18 protein-coding genes are annotated in these 16,887 nt (G+C 28.9%); 4 read left to right on the plus strand and 14 right to left on the minus strand.

The genetic code is table 11. The annotated features are described in order from the left end of the window. Positions 1-157: 157 nt before the first annotated feature. Both ACSYT2_RS06835 and ACSYT2_RS06840 read right to left on the minus strand, forming a co-directional pair. Complete coding sequence (locus ACSYT2_RS06835) at positions 158-1,336, minus strand: coenzyme F420-0:L-glutamate ligase (protein ID WP_430856433.1); 1,179 nt, start codon at positions 1,334-1,336, stop codon at positions 158-160. 145 nt (positions 1,337-1,481) lie between these two features. After that, positions 1,482-2,411: an exonuclease domain-containing protein gene (locus ACSYT2_RS06840; RefSeq protein ID WP_430856434.1), complete on the minus strand. Its 930-nt coding sequence runs from the start codon at positions 2,409-2,411 to the stop codon at positions 1,482-1,484. A 225-nt stretch (positions 2,412-2,636) separates the two neighbouring features. Between ACSYT2_RS06840 and ACSYT2_RS06845 the strand changes: the two genes are divergently transcribed. Continuing rightward, positions 2,637-2,981, plus strand: a complete 345-nt coding sequence (locus tag ACSYT2_RS06845) for a DUF2651 family protein (protein WP_430856435.1) — start codon at positions 2,637-2,639, stop codon at positions 2,979-2,981. Between the two features lie 72 nt (positions 2,982-3,053). On the opposite strand, the gene ACSYT2_RS06850 is transcribed toward ACSYT2_RS06845, so the two are convergent. Next, the gene (locus tag ACSYT2_RS06850; protein ID WP_438384288.1) at positions 3,054-3,740 is read right to left on the minus strand and encodes a YjjG family noncanonical pyrimidine nucleotidase; all 687 of its coding nucleotides are present in this window, start codon (positions 3,738-3,740) and stop codon (positions 3,054-3,056) included. Between the two features lie 13 nt (positions 3,741-3,753). Continuing rightward, entirely contained in the window at positions 3,754-4,218 is a 465-nt protein-coding gene (locus ACSYT2_RS06855; protein ID WP_430856437.1) for a hypothetical protein, read from the minus strand. Between the two features lie 121 nt (positions 4,219-4,339). Between ACSYT2_RS06855 and ACSYT2_RS06860 the strand changes: the two genes are divergently transcribed. Beyond that, a complete protein-coding gene (locus ACSYT2_RS06860) occupies positions 4,340-5,449 on the plus strand; it encodes a DEAD/DEAH box helicase (RefSeq protein ID WP_430856438.1) in 1,110 nt (369 codons plus the stop codon). A gap of 64 nt (positions 5,450-5,513) precedes the next feature. On the opposite strand, the gene ACSYT2_RS06865 is transcribed toward ACSYT2_RS06860, so the two are convergent. Together ACSYT2_RS06865 and ACSYT2_RS06870 are read right to left on the minus strand one after the other, a co-directional pair. Continuing rightward, positions 5,514-7,256, minus strand: coding sequence for a DUF885 domain-containing protein (locus ACSYT2_RS06865; protein WP_438384290.1), 1,743 nt, complete (start codon positions 7,254-7,256; stop codon positions 5,514-5,516). Between the two features lie 85 nt (positions 7,257-7,341). Next, positions 7,342-7,806: a hypothetical protein gene (locus tag ACSYT2_RS06870; RefSeq protein WP_430856440.1), complete on the minus strand. Its 465-nt coding sequence runs from the start codon at positions 7,804-7,806 to the stop codon at positions 7,342-7,344. Positions 7,807-7,940: 134 nt separating this feature from the next. On the opposite strand from ACSYT2_RS06870, the gene ACSYT2_RS06875 reads away from it, so the two are divergent. Both ACSYT2_RS06875 and ACSYT2_RS06880 read left to right on the plus strand, forming a co-directional pair. Next, positions 7,941-8,516 carry a LemA family protein gene (locus tag ACSYT2_RS06875; protein WP_430856442.1) on the plus strand — a complete coding sequence of 192 codons (576 nt, stop codon included), beginning with the start codon at positions 7,941-7,943 and terminating at the stop codon, positions 8,514-8,516. Further along, positions 8,513-9,301 (plus strand): TPM domain-containing protein, encoded by a 789-nt coding sequence (locus ACSYT2_RS06880; protein WP_438384293.1) that lies wholly within the window; start codon positions 8,513-8,515, stop codon positions 9,299-9,301. Before ACSYT2_RS06875 ends, ACSYT2_RS06880 begins: the two co-directional genes overlap by 4 nt. A 57-nt stretch (positions 9,302-9,358) precedes the next feature. On the opposite strand, the gene ACSYT2_RS06885 is transcribed toward ACSYT2_RS06880, so the two are convergent. The 8 genes from ACSYT2_RS06885 to ACSYT2_RS06920 all read right to left on the minus strand — a co-directional run bounded on the left by ACSYT2_RS06885 (position 9,359) and on the right by ACSYT2_RS06920 (position 16,865). Next, complete coding sequence (locus ACSYT2_RS06885; RefSeq protein WP_430856444.1) at positions 9,359-9,934, minus strand: hypothetical protein; 576 nt, start codon at positions 9,932-9,934, stop codon at positions 9,359-9,361. Positions 9,935-10,085: 151 nt separating this feature from the next. Further along, positions 10,086-10,298 carry a DUF6608 family protein gene (locus ACSYT2_RS06890; RefSeq protein WP_430856699.1) on the minus strand — a complete coding sequence of 71 codons (213 nt, stop codon included), beginning with the start codon at positions 10,296-10,298 and terminating at the stop codon, positions 10,086-10,088. Between the two features lie 64 nt (positions 10,299-10,362). Continuing rightward, positions 10,363-10,947 carry a GNAT family N-acetyltransferase gene (locus ACSYT2_RS06895; protein ID WP_438384295.1) on the minus strand — a complete coding sequence of 195 codons (585 nt, stop codon included), beginning with the start codon at positions 10,945-10,947 and terminating at the stop codon, positions 10,363-10,365. Between the two features lie 318 nt (positions 10,948-11,265). Then, positions 11,266-12,402, minus strand: a complete 1,137-nt coding sequence (locus tag ACSYT2_RS06900) for a toxic anion resistance protein (RefSeq protein WP_430856446.1) — start codon at positions 12,400-12,402, stop codon at positions 11,266-11,268. A gap of 26 nt (positions 12,403-12,428) precedes the next feature. Next, on the minus strand, positions 12,429-14,126 hold the full coding sequence (locus ACSYT2_RS06905) for a vWA domain-containing protein (protein ID WP_430856447.1): 1,698 nt from the start codon (positions 14,124-14,126) through the stop codon (positions 12,429-12,431). Between the two features lie 15 nt (positions 14,127-14,141). Continuing rightward, complete coding sequence (locus tag ACSYT2_RS06910) at positions 14,142-14,879, minus strand: hypothetical protein (protein WP_430856448.1); 738 nt, start codon at positions 14,877-14,879, stop codon at positions 14,142-14,144. A gap of 341 nt (positions 14,880-15,220) precedes the next feature. Beyond that, positions 15,221-15,811 carry an HD domain-containing protein gene (locus ACSYT2_RS06915; RefSeq protein WP_438384297.1) on the minus strand — a complete coding sequence of 197 codons (591 nt, stop codon included), beginning with the start codon at positions 15,809-15,811 and terminating at the stop codon, positions 15,221-15,223. Positions 15,812-15,890: 79 nt separating this feature from the next. Beyond that, the gene (locus ACSYT2_RS06920) at positions 15,891-16,865 is read right to left on the minus strand and encodes an HD domain-containing protein (protein WP_438384298.1); all 975 of its coding nucleotides are present in this window, start codon (positions 16,863-16,865) and stop codon (positions 15,891-15,893) included. Positions 16,866-16,887: the final 22 nt, after the last annotated feature.

Raw genomic sequence — 16,887 nt, forward strand, 5'->3', positions numbered from 1 at the left:
GCTCAGGAACTACATTAAAGGCAATTTAGATACTGATGAAGATGGGAATTATACTATAAATGTATCAATTTTTTATGATGATTATTAAAGGATTAATTTTATTATAATTATAGGAGGTAATCCATATGGATTACCTCCTATAATTATAAATTAAATTTTATTCTGTAGCGTAATTATCAAAGTACCCTTGAATTAATACAATAGGAGTTCCTTTATCTCCACTACCACTTATAAGATCGCAAAGTGAACCTAAAAGGTCAGTTAATTGTCTTGGAGTTGTTCCTAATGCTTCATTACCGATAGCTTTTCTATCTTTCTTAGCTTTAATTTTAGCCTTGATTTGTTCTTCTCTTGAAGCATCATCAGTTAAGTCATTATCAGCAATGTACTTAATCTTTATTTCATCTGGAGTACCAATTAATCCATCTGTAAAGTAAGGTGAAACTACAGGATCAGCAAGCTCCCATATCTTACCTACTGGATCTTTAAAAGCACCGTCTCCATAAACCATTACTTCCATATTTGCCCCAGTTTTTTCTTTTAAAGACTTTTGTATATTTAATATAAGTTCCTTTGAGTTTCTTGGGAATAACTTAATGCTTTCATCCGTAGCCATATTGGATCCAAGAAGACCATATCTTTCATTATATCCGCTTCCATTAACTGACTCAGTTAATATTTCATCTAAAGATAAAACAGTTTTTGCTCCAGCCATTTCAAGAACTTTCTTAGTTCTGAATCTTTCATGAATATTACATACAAGTATTTCTTTTGTATATTGAAGGGCTACTCTCGGATCATTAGTTAAATGAACCTCTATGTTTTCTTCTCCAACTAGTTCTTTATACATTTGAACATAGTCAATTCCTGTGAAAGGATGCTTTACTTCTTGTCCAAATACTTCCCTGTATTTTTCTTCTGTTAAATGGTCTGTATATGGATTAACACCTGAATTATCCATCATTTCAATATCCATAAGGTGATTTCCAACTTCATCAGAAGGATAGTTTAAGAACAGATATATTTTCTTTCCAGTTAAAGAAATAGCCTTTAAAATTGATGCGAATCTATTTCTACTTAATATTGGGAACATTACTGCGATATCCCCTTCATATTTTCTATTTATATCTTCTGCGATATCAATTAGTTTTGCATAATTACCTTGTGCTCTAGCAACTAGTGATTCAGTAATTCCTACTATATCTCCATCCCTTAGTTTAATATTTTCACTTTCTACTGCTGTAAGAACAGAATCTACAACTATTTTATTTAGGTCGTCCCCTTCTTTTATGATTGGAGCTCTTACTCCAGTAGCTGATGTTCCGATAGCTCTCATTGTGCACTCTCCCTTTTCAACCTTTATAATAAATAATAAAGGCTAAATCTTAAAAAATATTCGGCAAATCAAATGCCACCTAATATTATAATGCAATTTTATCCAATAAACAATATTAAATCTAACAAAAAGCCGAATATTTTTCTTAGCAGTCACTTTTTAATGTTAAAGTCAAAAATTCTTCCTCTGTTATAATATCAATAGGTTCCCCTTGTGATATTAAATACTCTGCCTTTCTAAGTTTTGTACTTTTATACATATTGCTTAAATTCTCTCTATTTTTTATTCCTGTTACAAGGATATTTGTTTTTTTATTAATTGTATTACTAAAGATACCGCCAAGGTTTTCTACTAAAATTCCAGCATCTCTTCTTTTCATAGAAGTTAGTGGACCTGTAAATACTACAACTCTATCTCTAAAATAATCTGTTTCTATGTTTAAATTGTCTAATTTTAATGCCTCTGCTTTTGAGGTTTTATTTTTATGTTTTATTAAAGAAGATGTCGGTTCATACCCTCCAGGGAATATAGAACCTAAGGTTATACCACCTTTTAGATTTAATGAAACTAAGTCATTAATATTACCTATCTTGCATATATAGTTCATTACTTTTGCACAGGCAGTTGCATCTTCTCCAGCATGGTGGTGTGAAAAATTATGTCCTATAAATGATGCCACAGTATTTAGCTTATGATTTTTTAAGTTTGGCATATGATTCTTCGCAAGCATTACCGTACAAGCGTAATGAAGAACAGGAAATTCTAACTCATAGTAAGTTAATAAGCTTCTAAGTACACTCATATCAAAGGATGCATTATGAGCTACAACTAATTCGCCATCTATATATCCTTTTATTTCATCCCATATTAAATCAAAGGTATTTTCATCCTTTACATCTTCTGGATAAATACCATGTATCCAGAGGTTTTGAGGTACGAATCTCATTTCTGGTGGCTTAATAAGCCAGTATTTCTCTTCAACTATTTTACTATTAATTACTTTTGTTATTCCAACAGAGCAAGCACTATTTCTTTTCTCATTTGCTGTTTCAAAATCTATCGCTACAAAATTCATGTATAATCATCCTTTAAATTTTATATAGTTCATTTTAATATGAATATTTATTAATAAATCTATAATTTAAGATAACATGATAAAAAGTATTTCTCAACTCAAGATTACTTAACATAATATTAGATATGTTCTACTATAATAATATTTATCTAATTTACTACCTTTATGAATAGTACCACCTTTTCTGGCGTAAACTACTGTATATAATACTTTATGAGGTTTGAAATGATTATAAAAACATTTAATATTAAGGATATATTACTATATATTTTACCAGGAATTATTATACTTTTCTTGATGACTTCCCTATACTTATTTTTGGATTATGGTATGTTTGAAGGATATTCAGCTATTATACTAATTTGTATATTACCAGTTGCTTATATTATACAAGGAATATTTTTAACAATAAGAAGAAAAAACTTGCTATTTGGAATTTTAATATCAACAATTGCAAGTTTCTTTACCATATTTCTATATTTAAATGATTCCTTCTATATATATTGTTTTATTTATATATTACTTGAAGTAATAGCAAGTATATTTACGAATATTTGTCTACAAAGATAGGCCTATTATGGAATGAAAATTTAAGAAAAGTTTACATAATCTAGTTACTTTTCTTACCCTTTACTGTATTTACTAAAGTAGAATATCTCTTAAAGCTAGTAATGTATATATTTCATATGTTGGCTCTATACCAAGGATATTTTTAGCTCTATGTGGATTGTACCAACAGGTATCTATGCCACTATTTATTCCACCTTTAATATCTGCTGTAAGGCTGTCACCTATCATAAGAACCTTGTCCTTATTCCTAACACTCATTTTATTTAGAGCCTGTGTGAATATCTCCCTATCTGGTTTTGCAGAATTTACTTCCTCTGAAATTATCACTCCATCGAAATATTTACCTATATTAGATTTCTTTAAACGATTTATTTGTACTTCCTTAAGACCATTGGTAACAATGGCTAGCTTATACTTACAACTTAGATCCTCTATTACTGATTCAGCTTCTGGGAATGTGTAAGAACTATTTCCCATATGGTATATATATGAATTAGCAAAATCTTTAGGATCATAATTAACACCAAATTCACTAAATAATCTTACAAAACGTTCTACCCTAAGCTTATCTGATGTAATAAGTCCCTTCTCAAACTCTTCCCAGATCTTTTTATTAATAATTTTGTATCTTTCAATAAATCTTTCTTTATTATTCTCAAGACCAAAGTCTATTAATGCATTTAAAAATGCATATCTTTCGGTTTTCTTAAAATCAAATAGTGTTTCATCCGCATCAAATAAAAGCACTTCATATTTCATATATTGTTTCCCCTTACATTCTTATATTATGTTTCTCACACCATTTTTTTGCTACATCTATATACTTACTCTCTCTATATTCATACCATTGATCTATTAAGTTTAATTTATAGAGTTCATCTTTGAATTTTCTTATATTTAGATCATCTTGGATTATTTTTTTTAATTTAGTATATATTAACATGTCATTCTTAATGAATTCGACATAATTCAGCATAATTCCTTCTTCGTTATAATCATTTTCTTTTGGGAATTCTAAATAATCCTGTTTGTTATTAATAAAGTCTTTCGCTTGCTTAACTGATTCTACTTTCCACTCCTCTAATATATCTATATTTACTTCATCTTCAGCCATCTTTAAATCCTCTGTTGTAATAACAACCATTGATTCGGACGGTTTATGATAGTAGCTAGTAATATCCTCTGTATCTAATTCCATAGTTTCTATTATATCTTGTATGGTCATTTTTTCTTCCATAAATAATAATCTCCAATCAATAAAATAAATTTCTTATAGCTAGTATTATATCAAATAATAGAAATAATTATAATATTATGTTATCATTAAGTGTTGATTAAATCATGAAAGGTAGAAAAGAATGAATTTTAAAGAGTTAGGCATTAATGATAATATTATAAATATATTGAGGAAATCTGGTATAAATACCCCTACCCCAATACAAGAAGAAAGTATTTCTCTTATAAAAAATGGGAAAGATCTTATAGCGGAAGCACAAACAGGTACAGGTAAGACCTTAGCCTTTTTATTACCTATGCTAGAGAATATATCTACAAAGGTAAAGGGAACTCAAGGGTTAATCCTTACACCAACAAGAGAACTTGCAATACAAATAACTGAAGAAGCAAATAAGCTTACTGAAGGAAAATTTAATATTCTTGCTGCATATGGTGGTAAAGATATTGGATCCCAGCTCAAGAAGCTTAAGGGAGACATTCATTTAATAATAGCTACTCCAGGTAGATTAATAGACCATTTAGAAAGAAAAACAATAGATTTAAGTAAACTTAAGACCTTTGTTTTAGATGAAGCAGATCAAATGCTGTTAATGGGCTTTAAAAATGAAGTTGAGAATATAATGAAGTATACTCCTAAAAAACATCAGACATTATGCTTCTCTGCTACTATGGATTCAGCTGTTAAGAAAATGGCCTATAGATATATGAATGACCCTGCAGTTATTTCTGTCAAGAAGGAAGAAGTTACTTTGTCTAATATTAATCAAGAAGTAGTTGAAACTACTGATAGATGGAAATTAGATGCTCTATGTAAGGCTTTAGATGAAGATAATCCATTTATGGCTATTATATTCTGTAGAACAAAAAGAAGAGCTGACAACTTAGAAGTGGCAATGCATCAAAGAGGTTATAACTGTGTGAAGATTCATAGTGACATTCCTCAAAATAAGCGTGAAAGAATAATGAAGAACTTTAGAGAAGCTAAAATACAATATCTTATAGCAACTGATGTGGCAGCTAGAGGTATTGATGTATCTGGTGTATCTAACATATATAATTTTGACATACCTGAGACTCCTGATGCGTACATACATAGAATTGGTAGAACTGGTAGAGCTGGTGAAGAAGGTTATACATGTTGCTTCATTGACCCAAAAAATAGCAAGCTTTTAGAAGATATTGAGGAAAAGATAAAATTTAAAATACCTAGAAGAATTGTTGAATTTAAATAGGTATTATTTAAATTCAAAGGGCTATCCACATTTATAATAAAGTGGATAGTCCCTTTATATAATATTATATGGTTTCATCAATATACTCATCAACTCTATTTTTTAAAATCTCAAAGGATGATGGTCCAGTTTGTAAGATAACTCTATGGAACTCCTTATCTATAAACTTATCTCCTAACTTTTTCTTTGCATCATCATGTAAAGCCTTAAATTTTTCAGAGCATAGATAATATTTAAGGCTATTAGTTGGATTTTCAATTATTTGATTATATTGCTCTTCTATTGCATTATCTTCAAGTTCACCAAAAAAGCTTTGAATATTTTCTATAAATTTTTCTTTATCCCAACCACTATAATTAACCCCAATATCAAGTAAGGCTATTTTAATTTCAATAATTTTTGTGTTTAAGTAGTACAATTTTAATAAATCTTTATCTCCAGTAGCATATTTAATTGCAATTCCCTCAATATAGTTGGCCCACCCCTCTGAATAACCACTATAGTTAAGGATGTATCTAATTGTAGGCTTATTTAAACTTTTAAAATAAACATTTTGATACATATGACCAGGATATCCCTCATGAGCTAACATTGTGAAAATATCTTGACTAAACTTACCATTAATAAATATAGTTTCATTCTCACTTATAGGAGTGTCTATTCTACTTGAAATATAGGCAGCTGGTGAAAAATTGTCCTTCATTGACTGGTCTACCTCTTTAACATTAAAGTTTAAAGACTCAAGAGCCGGAAAATCCTCATTAATTTTATTTCCAAGATAGTTTAATACCTCTATTTCATTATTTAAATCAGTATATTGGATGTTCGCTTCAATAAATCTATTCATTAATTCTGGATTTTCTGTTATTAATTTGTTAATTTCTTTTCCATATTCTCTTACTTTATTATTTAAATATTTCTCAACTTCCTTGATTGAGTCATCAATACCTGTGTTATATTGCATCAAAGCTTCATAATATGATTTACCATCTGATTTCCCCCAAAGACCCACATTATCCTCTTTAGCATCTATTGCCTTTAATTCATTTGCTAAAGTCTTATATGCATTTTTAAAATTTACCTTAGTTAATTCTAGATTTTTTTCTTTATAATATTTTTTTTCCTCGTCTTTAAGAAATTCAACATTATTAATTTTTGAATTAAAAGCATCAATTAAAAATGTACTATCATCTTTAGTGAAATTGTCACATTGTTCAATAACCTTATTGATTATAGTCTGTGACATTCCTACCCTTTGACTTTGTCTTTCCTTTTCATTATTAGCATACTTTTTGAAAGTATCTTCGCTTGTTTCTAGTATGTTTAAATAGCTGTCTATATCAATCTTTTTGTCAAACTTAAACTCTTGTAGTAATATTGGTAGCTGTGCTTGAAAACCCAAACTACTACCTAATTCATTATTATTAATATAGTAATAATCCTTAAGTAATAAATTACGATTTAAGCTATCTAATAAAACATCATAGGTTAATTGTTGTTCTTTTGATAGTTTCTTGTAATCGAATTTTTTTAACTTATCAATAACTTCATTCGTACTTTTTATTCCTTCTTCATGTAACTTTTTATCATTAACTGGAAGTTTTAATATTTCCTCATCGAATCCATATTGGGATGGATCTCTAAAAAGAAATTCTAAATCTAAAGAGTTATTTTCAATAAATTCTTTTGGAAGTCCATTTATAAAGGAATCAAAATTAGCAGCACCTTCTTTTCCGATACAGCCTACAATACTAAATGAAAATAGTAAAATAAGTATAGCTATTATTATTTTATTAAGTTTTCTCATATTCTCCTCCATAGTTTTGAGATATTTATTACCCTTTTATATTATTTAGTCTAACATAAATTGCATAACTTATGTCTAAATTATCCTAAACTTCAAGATTTGCTCTTGATAAACAGGTTGCTATATATATAAGAAAACTTGATATGAAAGCTTTCCAAGCTCTATTCTTTTCCTTTTGGGTTACTTGGTCCTCAGGTAATTCTAGAACTTTTAAGTATGCCTGTAAGTTAATTGTCAAAAAAATTCCTGTGGCATATAAAAACATTAGGTTTGTAACGCGCGGCCAATGGGTAACATCAGGTTCACTTTCACTAATGTTAGTATTGTTTAACTGATCAAGTACCCTATCTCTAGATACTTTTACAAATTCTATATTCATAACCACTGCAATTGCTATTACATAAATAGTATCTAAGGAAAGATTTAATATATCTAGTTCTTCTAATAATGCTTCTCTATTTATCCCTTCATCTGCAGCAGGCTCTTCATTATTTATATTGCCTGTATCAGTATTATCTCTATGATCCTTACAATTATCTATAATAATCAATCCTTATTATTACTTTATTTAAATATAGTATTTAAATTCATCTTAATATCTACTATATGTACTTAACTCTAAAAGTTTTAATATATTTTCTCTTTCTACACATACTAAAAGAAAGTAGAAAGGAGGATATATTTATGAAAAATAGTCTTAAGACAGCATTAATTGTTATAGCTATTATTGCTGTTATAGCCATTCCTTTTATTGGCGGTTATAATAAGTTAGTTACTCTTGAACAAAGAGTGGATACATCGCAATCTAATATAGATACACAGCTTCAAAGGAGGTCCGACTTAATACCTAACTTAGTAAATACAGTAAAGGGATATGCTTCTCAAGAAAAGGAGATATTTACTGATATCGCAAATGCTAGAAGTAAACTTGCTGGTGCAAGCAATGTTACAGATCAAGCAAATGCTGATAGTGATTTATCTAATGCTTTATCTAGATTACTTGTAGTTGTTGAAAGATACCCAGAGTTAAAATCAAATCAAAACTTTAAAGACTTATCAGTCCAATTAGAGGGTACAGAAAATAGAATTGCAATAGCAAGACAGGACTATAATACAGCAGTAACAGAGTATAATACCAAGAGAAGAAGATTTCCCAGTAATATAACAGCCTCAATATTTGGTTTTGAGGAAAGACCATTATACAAGGCTAGTGAGGGTGCAAATCAAGTACCTTCTGTGGACTTCTCTACTACTAAATGATTACTAAAAGAAAGTATTTTAAGGTATTTCTATCTTCTCTATTACTGGTATTATTAATATCTTCCATCACTGTATTAGCTGATGTTACCTTACCTACACCAACAAGTAATAAATATATAAATGATTATGTAGGTATTGTTAATGTAGAGAATACAAGGAACATAATTTCTATTGGTAAAGAACTTGAGGGTAAAACAGGCGCTCAAGCTATAGCTGTTCTCATTAATAGTACTAATGGTGTACCTATAGAAACCTATGGAAATAAGCTTTTTAGAACTTGGGGCATTGGAGCAAAAGGTAAAGATAATGGCCTTTTAATTCTAGTTGCCGTAAATGATAAAACTTGGAGGGTTGAGGTAGGCCGTGGACTTGAAGGTGCTATTCCAGATGCACTTAGTAATAGAATTATGGAATCTATAGCTAGGCCTAGTTTTATTGAAGATAATTATGGAAAAGGATTAATGGATTCTTATAGTGCCTTTTCAGATGAAATTGCTAAAGAATATGGTGTGACCTTAGATAAGTCCTTGAATATAGTCATTCCTAATAGAAATACAGTTTCAAATTCTAGAAAAGGTGGTAGTCCAGTAATATGGATTATTGTCTTAGTATTTTTCTTTGTCGATTTAATTTTCAATAGAGGTAGAATAATCTCTACAATTCTTCAGATAGCCTTTTGGAGCAATATTGGGAGAAGAGGTCCAAGAGGAGGTGGCGGTGGCTACGGAGGTGGGGGCTTTGGGGGAGGTTCATCAAATGGTGGAGGTTCCTCTGGTAGATGGTAATAAAAATAAATCCACTGTTTTTTAACAGTGGATTTATTTTTTAATCATTACTACAGGTTACGCCTTTAGTATATTTAATACATAAGTTCTATATATATCAAAGTTTCCTGATTCAATACTAGCACCCTTGTTTATCTTCTTACTAAAGAAGTTATATTCTGCTGATCCATAATTAAAGGCTGCACTACCTACAATAATACTTGTATCAGTCATTCTCACTGTTGCTTTATTGTTTAACACATCAGTACAGAATTTAAGTAAATCTTCATAATTATCAATATAACCTGATGTAGTCATTGTTAGTATTCCCTTGAATGTGTGGATACCACCTGTTAAAGGTTGCATTTGACCATTACTAATATAGAATATCTTCCCTGTAGCATGGAAGTACTTCATATTTCCAAAGTTTATAGTTTTATAATCATTATTGATTTCTAACCTTTGGTCTTTAATATCCTTTAAACTTTCAAGTATCCCTACCCAATTATTTTCTCCATTTGCTTTGTTATCTGCAATTACTTCCTTAAATTTTTCATATGCTTTATCTGAGTCTTTTTCTGTTGCAATAATAGTTCCATTTATACAAACATTATAGTTTCCGTCTTCAAATAATAAAATCACTTTATTTGTCATAGTATTCTCCTTTGTTATCTAATAATAATTATTATTATACCATATTTTATGTTTTTTAGCTATTAAAATAATACTATTATAATTTATTCTCATATTTTTACTTATAATATGAAGAGTTATTTCAGCTTCTTTTCTCTCTATATATTCTCTATCATTCAATTTCTTTATTAGTCCTTATTAATTTTAAATACTCATTATTCTTATTAATATATTTCCAAAGATTAATATAGAATATTATTAAGCCTATAACATAATGAATAGTAAAAGTTATAAATCCATCTTTATAATCATTAGGACTTATATCTACAAATAACCCAAGTATGAATATGCTTAAAAATACCATTCCAATAGCAAGTAAATAAATAACAAGAGAAAGAGGTTAGTAGTTTTTACCACTAACCTCTTTCTCTATAATTATTAATGTAATATTATAATGAAAACTCCATATAATATAGTTCTTTTATATTAAGTAACTTCAAGAATATTCCCTTTTCAGTTTTATAAGTATTATATCCAATTCTCTCGTATAGAGCCTTAGCTCCCTCATTACCATGTATAACATCTAATATATACTTATTGTAGCCAGATTTATTATGTGCATGGTCTAAAAGTGCAGTTGCAATTCCCTTACCACGATAATCTGGATGAGTTGCAAGAGATTCAATATATCCTTCATCTTCAGTTCTTGCATTAGGAGTTGTTAAAAATGAATTTATCATTGCAATATATATTCTACCTCTTATATAACCAAATTCCTTTATAAGAACATCCTTTTCAAATGAATTTGCTCTTTGTTTACTATTAGAGCAAGCAATTATGCCAATAATTTTATCTCCATCTAAACAAACATAATACATGGATGATATAAATGAATCCTTGAATATTCTTGCAAGGATTTCTACATCTCTAGACATAATAGTCATTTTATTTTGGAATGCTTCTACATAGAGCTGAGAAATAGCTTGTCTATGATCCCCCTCTAATTCATCTAGTCTTCTAATTTTGTAATCCAAATTTACCTCTCCTTTATTAATATCATTTCAACATCTTATATTGCAAATAATTCTATATTTATTGCTATAAACTTTTAATTATCTTTTAAAAGCTAGATGTAAAATATATTTTTATCTAATTTTATTATTGTAACAGTAATAATTATATACCATAATTACACAGTTTCATAGAATATTTTGGATAATTTTAGATAAATTCGCTAATAATTTTTTATACAAATTCCTCATTTTTATATTGATTTTCTCCTGCAAATACGCTAAGCAATATAAAAATAACCTTAAGATTACACTACAGTAATCTTAAGGTTATTTTATATATTAATTTTTATAACTATTTTCTTCTAGAATCTGTATTCTACGTTCACCCTTCTCTGCTAATTCGCTAAATTGATTTATAGTTTCCTTCATTTTTGGAAGAGCCTCCTGCTTGTATTGACTTATAGCATCCAATGCATCCATAGTATCTGAGAATGCTACCTTTAGGGTATCAACAGATATATTTGCTTCCATGGACTGCTTCTGAATTTCTGTTCCTTGTTCTTTTAACATTCTAGCCGTTCCGCTTATTAAATCATTAGTTGTTTTGTTTAACATAGTTATCTTTTTTAGTACTATTTTTTGATTATAAAGGGCTCCTGCAACAATAGTAGCTATTCTTAAGGCTGAAATAGTTACATTCTTTGCTCTATCTACACCTCTTATTAGCTCTTTATTATTTCTTCTTATAACTTCTATGGCCATTATCCCCTGTTGATTTACTGTTATCATTTGCTGCATATCCATTATTCTTTGTCTTAATGGAAATAGTATTTCCTCTGAAATAAATCTAATTTTATCATCATCTTCATTTCTTGATTTTGCAATATCTATACTCCTTGATATTTCTTCATCCATTAACATTCCCATTTTAATCTCTTTTGCAAGTTTCTTTGTTAGATCTCTAAGAGCTATCTCTTCTATTTCTAAAGTAGTATTATCATTTTTTAATGTTGTCCTACCTTTATCCAAAGAAATAATAATATCATTTATAACATTATCTGCTTTTTGGTATTTTTCAAAATAAGCTCTTAGTGGATTAAATAACTTACCTAAAAGTCCAGTTTTAGTGAAATCTATTAAACTAGGATCAAGGTCCTTCATTTCTCTTTGTAGTTCAGTAAGACCAGTTGCAATTGTCCCTCCATCATTACCTGTTTTAGATAGATTTCCTACAGTAATCTGAAGAAGTGAATTTTTCTTAGATGATCTTTTTATTGTTTCTATACCAAAGTCTTCAATACTCTTAATAACTCTTTGTCTATCCTCAAGTGAATTAATATCTAATTCTATTAGTGAGGATATGTTTCGATTAGTTAGCTCCTTTAATTTCGAAACTTCCTCAGGTGCTGGTTTAACTTCATCTATAATTTCCTTTTTTATAACATCCGTATCTAACACTTCCATTGAAAATTCCATATTGTTCCTCCTTAAGTTAAGTCTCTTTACATTTCTGCATTAAATAAACTTCCTAGCGTATAAACTACATCATCAGAATCTGCATTAATACTAGCCGCTTCATTTATACTTGAAATATTTTTTAACACATCAATATCAGCATTATAGCCTACAGTATGAACAGGAATCTTTAGTGCTCTTAATATACCTTCTATATCATTTAAAGAATGACCTCTATTAGTTTCGCCATCACTTAAAACAAACAGCATTAATTTTGTATCAGGATCTTTAGCTTTTTCATCCATCAACATTCTTATAGCTACGCTTACACCATCAAAGGTTGCCGTTCCTCCACCAGATTCCATGTTATTAACTGCACCTGTAAATAGAGCTCTTTGGTTAATATCAAACTTTCCAATAGGTAAATTTATATTCACATCATCTGAATAGGTTACAAGACCTATTGAATTATCAGAACCTATATATTGAGATCCATTTAAAAGGGATTTCTTTAATTTATTTAACGGATTACCCTGCATGCTACCTGATATATCAGCAACAAATACAGCTGAAATTCTTTTACTAGCATTTTTCTTTTCTTTCCATAGCTTTTGTGCTTGTATAATATTTTGTCCTTCTGCTAGATTTATTTCACTTTTATAATCTTCATTATTATTAAAGCCATAATCTGAAGCCTTTTTTTGGTAGGTATCACCTTTATAAAACTCAATAAATTTATCCATTATAGCTTTCTTCTCCTCAGATAAATTACCTATTGAATAAAGTGGACTATCATGTCTAACACCAAAAGGAGTAAATACATAATTAGACTTTAACTCTGGAGAGTTAATATAAGTTTGATACTCCATAATAAACCCATCTAATCCTCCTGCTTCTGCCGAAGCCCTCATTTGAAGTGTTGTATATGCAACAAGGGGAATATTAGTTTGAAACTTTTCAAAGCCTTCAGCTGCAGTAGAACTTAGAATATCCTTTCCATCAAGGGTACTTAATGTAGAAACTAAGAAATTTAACCCTGTAGCACTTGAAAGTGGATTTGTATATCCCATTGCTATTTCATTACTAGCAACCGCATCAGTAATATTCTTTAAGTTTATTGAACCATATTTTTTTACTAGCTCATCTTGCTTACTTTTAGATATTAAAATTCCAGATACATTTCCAACCATTCTCTTATCAAGTAAGGTTACATCAGTCCCTTTCGCTTTCATCATCTCGCCCCAAAGTTCATTTGATGGTGTATAACCATCTGCAATATGCTTTTTGGAAACTATATAGTCCATTCCCATACCAGAAGCTAGTCCACGTATCTTAATGGAAACATCCTTTCCATTTACCTTAATTCCAGCTTTATTAAAATCCCTAGCAACATCGACTAGCCAACCATCTTTACCTTCACCAGTTTTCTCTACTGAAGCAAATATTTCAATGAAATTATCAGTTGTATTTTCTACTTGTGCTGGATATTTATCTATATCTGGCAAAGTATCCTTTAAAGATGTACTAGTCAAATCTACTGATCCCTTAATGGGATCCACATCATTAATATTTATCTTTTTATAAATTTTGTCTAATTCCCCTAATGCATCCTCAGCTACAACTACATCCTTGTTTTTTCCAAGATTTTTAGTTAGTGAAATACCACCATAAACTACGCCAAAAATAAGTAGTGCTGTTACGGCTATAATACCCACATACTTGAGATTTATCTTTTTAGCATTCATTATTTATCCCCCTTATTATTTATATAACTTAATTTTATTTATTAAATCGTCTATTTCCTTCATTGCTGACATATTTTCTAACTCCCCATCTTCAAGACTATCGAATTTAGATAATTCAAGTAAAAGCTTATCTAGTTTAAGTAAAATCTGCTCATTATCTTCAATTGAGTCTCTTACAAAGAAAATATATTCATTATATATCCTTCTCTTTTCCTCTATAAAATCATTTGATAAGTTTGCTAGTCCACTTTCCTCTTCTATATCTTCATAATCCTCCTCATCAAATATATTTAACTTATTAATTACGCTCCTTATATTCAAGTAAAATAGACCTTCAATTTCAAGGATTACCCCATTAAATTTTGAAAAACTCATTTCTGAACTATTAAATTTTTGAAGAAGTATTTCTATTATTATTTCTTTCTTTTTCTCTATTCTACATACTTGTTCCACCAAAATAGATATATCTTTTGTGAAAGTTTTTTTGCCTTTATTCTGTTTTAAACCATTTATACAGTCATAAGAAGTCTTAATATCATTGCTTTTTATTCTTTTCTCTTTCCCAATCAAAATCTTATAATTACCAATAGCAAAAATACCTACACTCATAATTATTAAAGTAATTCCAAGAGCTGATTCAAAAGTGCTACTTCCAATTCTGATGTCTAAAATCCCTCGTGAGAAAATTATTACATTTAATAATGCTATTCCAAGATTTAATCCAATTAAACTTATTATTTTTTGTTTGCTCAATCTAAATGCCTACCCCCTAATTTCGGTTTTATATTTGCATACAATTATGTCAGTTTATGTAATATTAGTTATATTATATAATAATTATTTTGCATTATCAATGTTAATCAGATGTGCCTACATTAATATATAACGTAAAGTAGAATTTAAATATTTAGTTATGCGAATTTACTTCAATGTATGCTAATAGGCTTATAGCTAATACAGAATTATATAACTAGTTATTTAATATTTTTGAATAATTCAAAATAGTCTAGATAAATTATAGGAAAATTTAAGGTGCAGTTTCTATCACTAGAAACTACACCTTAAATATACTTAGTATATAATTTAATTCTATTTTATTTATCTATAAGAAACCCTTTTTCTATTGAGTAATCTAATAATTCCAAGAAGTAACTCCATAATTCCTTTGATACTTCCTGGATAACATAAAACTTATTTAAAACCTGTGTCTTTGTTACATTATTATCTATCCAACAGCGTGCTCCAGTATTAACATTCAAAATAAATGGTTGCATCATATCAATAACTGCTGCATATTTTGCTTCTATTGAAATGGATTTTTCAAATTCTACCCAAAGTTCTAGTAATTCATTACCTTGATCATCTGGCAACATCCCAAAAATTCTTTTCGCCCCTTCAAGCTCTCTTTCAAATTTTCCAACATATCCTTTTTCATCAAAAGCAAAGGTATCTCCTGCATCTATTTCTACTAAATCGTGAATTAAAAGCATTTTAATTACCTTTAATAGATCAACTTCTACTGGTAGATGCTCAGCTAAAAGGGGTGCCATAATTGCTATATGCCATGAATGTTCAGCATCATTTTCAATTCTATCATCAACTGTGATTCTATTTTGCCTCATTATACTTTTTAGCTTGTCTACTTCTAAGATAAAGTTAATTTGATCAATAAGTCTATTTCTCATAATGAATCTCCTTATGTAACTAATAATTTGTAAATTACATCAATTATAGTTGTTTTATCCATATAAAACAATTCTTTAATTATTCACCAATCTTAATAAAGACACCTTCCTTGGATTTATTTAAGGCTTTTTCAGTTAATGATTTGGCTAGTTCAGACTTCTCTGATGTTTTGAAAAGTATGTTATCAATAATTATAGTTGGATCAATTATCCTTACCTTATTCTTTTGGAATATATCGTAATTCTCTTTATTTTTTATTAACCTAACTTTTTTATTTAGTGACTGTACTAGTTTTATTACATCTTCAGATTTTGAACATTCAAGTAGTTTATATACATATTTATCTTCTTTTAATAAATCATCTACAGTAATTTCATTTAACTTTAGTGCTATCTTTAAAGCTTTTGATAATCTATCATAAGCGTACACATTCAAGGAATCCATAAAAAATCCTATTACCTCTTTATAGTAGGTTTCTACAAACCACTCAGAAATTTTAACTGATGTAATAACTACCTCTCCTTTTACTACAGTTAAATTATTTAAAAATCTTTGAATATCCTCCTTTGAGATAAATCCATAATGATACATATCCCTTAAAGTGTAATCTATTCTATCTGCACATAATTTAGGTGAAGACACTTCAAGTATAGTCCATTTCGATTTATTGAACAGTATATCTTTATAATTAAAACCATTATCTAATAATATTTTAGGAATACAAGATGTATCTATAATATTATCAAATATCTTTTCATGATAATTTTCTTCAGTATTTTCTAATACAAAGTCTACTACATGAGAAAAGGCAGTATGAGAAATATCATGTAATAACCCCGCTATTTGTTCCTCTACAGATCCACCCATAAGCCTTATAAACAACATTGTACCTATGGAATGTTCATATCTTGTAACATTCCATTTTGAATTAACTAAATAGCTTGCTCCCCCTTGATGGATTCCTTTTAATCTTTGTACTTCTTTTGTATTAATAAGCTTTTCAAATATTGTCTCAATAGTAAATTCTCCATATATTGAATCTATTATCTTCATCTATTCCTCCCTATTTTTTAAT

The sequence above is a fragment of the Clostridium zhoujianii genome (assembly GCF_051590805.1).
Classification (GTDB): Bacteria; Bacillota; Clostridia; order Clostridiales; family Clostridiaceae; genus Clostridium.